We start from the raw sequence: 5,273 nt of genomic DNA, 5'->3' as shown, positions 1-5,273 counted from the left end.
AGTGAGATCACCACACCAACGACGAGGGGCTTCGCCACGTCACCCCACCTGACCAGCCTGTTTCACTCCTCAGCCCCCGGGATGAAAGGGGTTCACTGAACCAGGACAGGCGGTCACGCGTTGTGTCCTACGAATCGATCCGAACTCGGTGACACAAAGGGGCTACCTTTCTGCCGTTCGAACCAATAGAGGCAAAGTCTGACGCAGAAGTAGTGCGACCTTAACGGGGTACAGAGAGGGAGAATATCGTGTCATTGCTTCACTTTTCCTCCGGAGTGAAGTCCACAGTGCTGACGAATGGCGAAATGCTCCTTGCGGTTTCCGGGAAGAGACTCCTGTGCCCTCCCGAGGCCACTGCCATGTGGATCGCTCTACGAAGGCACGATGGAGACACTCTCATTGCCGCAACTAAACTCGCGGAGGTCTGGGAAGAGAGCCCGTCCAGAGTGCACGTCGAGCTTATGGGTTGGGCGGGAAAGTGGGCCATGATGGGCGCCCTATCATATTGATCCTTTCACAACCTGGCTGATATTGATCCGAAACGCTTTGGGTTCAGGCTCGTTGGCGGCGTGTGAGTGATCTGGCGGGGGATGCGCGGACCTGGTCGCCGGTCGCGCCGGAGGCTGCGCGGCTGCTGGCGGTGTCCGCGCTGTTGGAGGGCCGGGACCGGGCGGAGGTCGCTGCTTTGTTCAAGGTGTCGGTCAGGGCCGTGGACAACTGGTGGGCGAGGTGGCAGGCGGGTGGCCGGGACGCGCTGCTGTCCCGGCCGCGGGGCCGCCGCGCAGGCGAGCACCAGGTTCTGTCCGAGGTCGAGCAGGCCGCCGTCCGGCAGGCCGTCCTCGATCACATCCCTTGCGACCTGGGACTTTCCGGTCAGCTGTGGGCGCGTGGGCTGATAGGCGAGCTGATCTTCAGGCTGCACCGGGTCCGCTTCACCGAGCCGGGGTTGGGCAAGTACCTGAAGCGGTGGGGGCTGACGTTCCAGCGTCCGGACAAGCGGGCGGTCGAGCAGGACGCGGAAGCGGTCCGCGTCTGGCACGAGGAGACCTGGCCGGCGATCCGGGCCAAAGCGAACGCGGAGAAGGGCGAAGTCCTCGCTGACCAGGTCGGGATCTGCTCGGACCAGGTCACCGGCCGTACCTGGGGCGCCAAAGGCACGACACCGGTCGTCCGCCGCACCGGGAACCGGTTCTCCGTGAACGCGATGTCCGCGATCAGCACGAAGGGGCGGATGCACTTCATGGTCTTCACGGAGTCGTTCGACGCGAAGGTCATGTGCCGCTTCCTCGCCCGGCTCGTCGGGAGCTTCGACCACAAGGTCCACCTGATCGTCGATCGGCACTCGGCCCACCGTTCCAAGGTGGTCCGGGCCTGGCTCTCCCGTCACAAGGACCAGGTCGAACTGCACTTCCTGCCCTCGTACTCACCCGAGCTGAACCCGGACGAGCTGGTCAACGCCGACCTCAAACGCAGTCTGCCCCACACCCACCGGGCCAGGAACCAGCCCGAACTCGCCGCTGAGACCCGCCGGTTCTTCCGCCGCCGCCAACGCCAACCTCACATCGTGCGCGGATACTTCGGCGGCCGGCACGTCCGCTACGTCATCGACGAGTGAACCCCATAAGTTTCTGATCAATACTGGTCGGGGACCCCCGCTTACTCGGCGATATTGAGGCCCATGACCGGCGGTCGCACTCAATGACGGCCCTTGCGATGCCGTGATCCCACGAGCACCGCCCTGGTGCCCAGGGCTCCGTCAAGTTCCCTGTAGGTGCGTAGAGTTGGCGATCGCGCCTGGTGAGGGCGGGTAGCAGTACAGGCACGGGAGTTCGTGATCATTGTGGTGACTAAGCCAGATGATCACGAGGACGTCCCGTGCCTGCCGTTGCATCTTCCCCTATCCCCGCCGTGCTGGCGAAGCTGGGTCCGCTGGACGCGGACCGGATCGCTGACCTGCGCCCCTATCTGGAGTCGGTGCCCGATCCGCGCTCACGCCGGGGTCGCTGGTACTCGTTGACGGCGATCTTGCTGGTGTGTGCCTGCGCGGTCCTCGGTGGCGCGAAGAGCATCGAGGAGATCGCCGAGGCCGGCGACCGGGCGTCCATCGCGCTGTTGACGGCTCTCGGGATCCGCCGTCATCTACTCGGCTGGCGGCGTAGTCCGAAGCCGGTCACCATCGGACGCGTTCTTGAGGCGCTGGACGGCGATGCCCTGGACCAGGCGGTCGGCGCCTACCTCGCCGACCAGCACCGCAAGGCCCCATCGGCGGACATGCCCTCGGCCCACGTCCGGCGGGTCGTCGCCGTGGACGGTAAAGCGCTCAAGGGCTCGGCCCGCCTGGACGCCCCGCGCCGGCACCTGCTCTCGGCGGTCACGCACGCACCCGTCGCCACCCTCGCCCAAGGTCGAGGTCGGGGCCAAGACGAACGAGACGCGGCACTTCAAGCCGCTGCTGGCACCGCTCGACCTCACGGACACGGTGGTCACCTTCGATGCCCTGCACCCGGTGAAGGCCAACATCACCTGGCTGGTCGAGACGAAGAAGGCCCACTACATCGCGGTCATCAAGACCAACCAGCCCGTCGCGTACGCCCAGCTCGACGCCCTGCCCTGGACATCGATCGCCATCCAGCACACCGCCTCCCGCACCGCCCACGGACGGCGCGAGTCCCGGTCGATCAAGACCTGTTCCCTCGCCGAAAGCCTCGGCGGGATCGCCTTCCCCCACGCCGTCCTGGCCATCCGCGTCCACCGCCGCCGCAAGCCCACCGGCAAGCCCGAGACCCGTGAAAGCGTCTACGCCGTCACCAGCCTCGACTCCCACCATGCCACCCCCGCCGACCTCGCCGCCGCCATTCAAGGACATTGGGGAATTGAAAATTCCTCCCACCACATCCGAGATGTCACCTTCGCCGAGGACGCCTCCACCGTTCATGCCGGGAACGCGCCCCGCGCCATGGCCAGCTTCCGCAACCTCGCCATCGGCGCCCTGAAACTTCTCGGAGCCGACAACGTAGCCAAGACCACCCGCGCCATCCGCCACGAAACCGAACACGCACTCGCGATCCTGGGCATCACCAACAAGCCCCACCCTTAGGAAACTTGACGGAGCCCTGGATGAGATGCGGCCTTCGTGCGCTACTCGGCAGGGATGCGTTGTCCGGCTGCCATGCCGCCGTCTGCCTGCCGCGTCACAAGGATGGATAGTCGATGAGACCTTCGCCGGTGTTGCTGTAGAGCGTCTCCCGATTCAGGGGGTTGAGCGGTGCCCTGGCTCCGTAGCGGGCAGGCAGGTCGGGGTTGGCGAGGAACGGCCGGCCGTAGACGACCGCGTCGGCCAGTCCTTTGGCGATGGCCTGCTCGCCTTGCTCGCGGTCGAAACCGCCCGCCGCGAGCAAGGTGCCGGCCCAGTGCTCCCGCAGCCACTCGAGCGTGATGCTCGCGTCGGCGCCTACACGCAGGTCCTCCTCGGTGGCCCGGTTGACATGCAGGTAGGCCAGGTCGAACTCGGCGAGCCGCCCCAGCAGATAGGCGAATGATTCCCGGCCGGTCGGGTCGGGGCGCCCGTCCACGTGCCAGACCGGGCTGATCTTCAGGCCGGTGCGGTCGCCACCGATCTCTGCGGCGATGGCGGCGAGCGACTCGAACAGCACTCGCACGCGGTCGGCGGCCGAGCCGCCGTAGTCGTCGGCGCGTCGATTGCTGGTGGAACGCAGGAATCGGTCCATCAGGTTGCCGGTACCGGCGTGCAGTTCCACAGCGTCGAATCCGAGTTCACGGGCGCGACGTGCTGCCGCGCCGAAGTCTCGGGGAATGGCTCGCACCTCGTCCTCTGTGAGGTGTTCGGGACGGAGTTCCTCGGTGATGACCCAGTTGCGGCCTTTGTCGAGGCCGTCCTGCTCGGTGCGCGCCCGTCCGACGTGCCAAAGCTGGAGGGCGATGCGGCCGCTCTCGGCGTGGACGGCGTCCACGATCTTGCGCCACGCCGGCTCCTGGCGCTCGTCGAAGAATCCGACCAGAGAGCCGTACCCGGCGCCGAACGGGATCGCTGCTGCCGACTCGGTGATGATCAGTCCGGCCGACGCGCGCTGGGCGTAGTACTGCGCCATGACGGGCTGGGGAACGCCGTCCTCGTTGGCGCGCTTGCGGGTCATGGGCGCCATCACGAGGCGGTTGGGCAGCTCCAGGGCGCCGACCCGCACGGGGGTGAGCAGGTTGTCGGTCGTGGCAGGGCTTTGGCCCTGTGAAGTAATATGCATGTCTGAAACTTACGCATGACTCCGGGTAATCGCAAGTGTCAAACTTGCATATCCGCCGGGAAGGGTGGGCTCGCGTGTTCGACCTGAGGTTCCCCACGACGCTGATCATGATGATGCTGATCGCCGACGCCGCCGAGTCGGGAAGGCCGACGGTCAGCTCGACCGAGCTGGCATCCAAGCTGGACAACAACCCGAGCTTCGTACGCGCACTGGCCGTGCCGCTCGTGCATGACGGACTGGTGACCTCCGTCCGCGGCCGCACCGGCGGGCTCGGTCTAGGGCGGTCGGCATCGGAGATCACGCTGAGCGAGATCTACCGCTCAGCTGTCGCAGGCAAGCTGATCTGGGATCAGCGTGACGAGGTGCCGCATGTCTGCGAGGTCACGACCAAGGCGTGCCGCTATTTCAGAGGGCTCACGGACGAAATCGAGGACGTCGTCGTCGCTATGCTGGGGAGCAAGACGCTGGCCGACAGCCTGGCTGATCTAAGGAAGCTCCCAGCGGAGGCCGCCTGAGGATCGCCAGGCCGGTCGCTGCCGCATCCGGGTCCGGCCCTTCGGCGCGCTCGCCGCCACCCTGCGTCGAGCTTTGGGCCTCCACCGAAGGAGAGCGCGCCGAGACCGACCGGCTGCACGCCTGGGCTTGCTCCCAGCACTGGCCGTCAGGCTGAGACTCGCCGTAGCGCGGTCAGCTGCTCAGCGGGGCGACGCCGGCCAGCCGCAGTGGCCGGTAGCCGTCGGTGTCGAGCTGGGCGAGTTCTCCGTCGATGTCGACGGAGTGGGTGCCGTAGAAGTGCACGTTCTCGTAGTGGGTCCGCCCTGCAGTGGCGGGACATCGCCGTCCAGCACACCGCCTCCGACACCGGCCACGGCAGATGCGAGTCCCGCTCGCTCAAGACCTGTCGGCGTACGGACTTCTCTGGCCCTGGCAAGATTTCCGTGAAGCCGGGATGTGCCACCGTGCGCCGGTGACGCTCCGTCACGGGTGGCGGCACTGTCGGCGAGTGTGACGACT

The 5,273-nt window shown here is 66.6% G+C and carries 4 protein-coding genes and 1 pseudogene; 4 read left to right on the top strand and 1 reads right to left on the bottom strand.

Translation table 11 applies throughout. The features are described 5' to 3' along the window. The first annotated feature begins 571 nt into the window (after positions 1 to 571). From ACFZDK_RS55500 to ACFZDK_RS55490, 3 genes and pseudogenes are all read left to right on the top strand, one after another. Positions 572 to 1,615 (top strand): IS630 family transposase, encoded by a 1,044-nt coding sequence (locus ACFZDK_RS55500; RefSeq protein WP_390986985.1) that lies wholly within the window; start codon positions 572 to 574, stop codon positions 1,613 to 1,615. Between the two features lie 260 nt (positions 1,616 to 1,875). Then, positions 1,876 to 2,175 (top strand): annotated as a pseudogene (locus ACFZDK_RS55495) (transposase family protein); the annotation flags it as partial. A gap of 31 nt (positions 2,176 to 2,206) precedes the next feature. Then, positions 2,207 to 3,097, top strand: a complete 891-nt coding sequence (locus tag ACFZDK_RS55490) for an ISAs1 family transposase (RefSeq protein ID WP_390986982.1) — start codon at positions 2,207 to 2,209, stop codon at positions 3,095 to 3,097. Positions 3,098 to 3,191: 94 nt separating this feature from the next. Here ACFZDK_RS55490 and ACFZDK_RS55485 read toward each other — a convergent pair whose 3' ends face one another. Next, positions 3,192 to 4,259 (bottom strand): alkene reductase, encoded by a 1,068-nt coding sequence (locus tag ACFZDK_RS55485; RefSeq protein WP_390986980.1) that lies wholly within the window; start codon positions 4,257 to 4,259, stop codon positions 3,192 to 3,194. A 74-nt stretch (positions 4,260 to 4,333) separates the two neighbouring features. Between ACFZDK_RS55485 and ACFZDK_RS55480 the strand changes: the two genes are divergently transcribed. Further along, complete coding sequence (locus ACFZDK_RS55480; RefSeq protein ID WP_390986977.1) at positions 4,334 to 4,774, top strand: Rrf2 family transcriptional regulator; 441 nt, start codon at positions 4,334 to 4,336, stop codon at positions 4,772 to 4,774. Positions 4,775 to 5,273 lie beyond the last annotated feature (499 nt).

Origin of the sequence: Streptomyces sp. NPDC007901 (assembly GCF_042959465.1) — a bacterium.
Taxonomy (GTDB): Bacteria; Actinomycetota; Actinomycetes; order Streptomycetales; family Streptomycetaceae; genus Streptomyces.
Note: the sequence above shows the minus strand (reverse complement) of the source record. Positions and strands in the feature narration are given on the sequence as shown.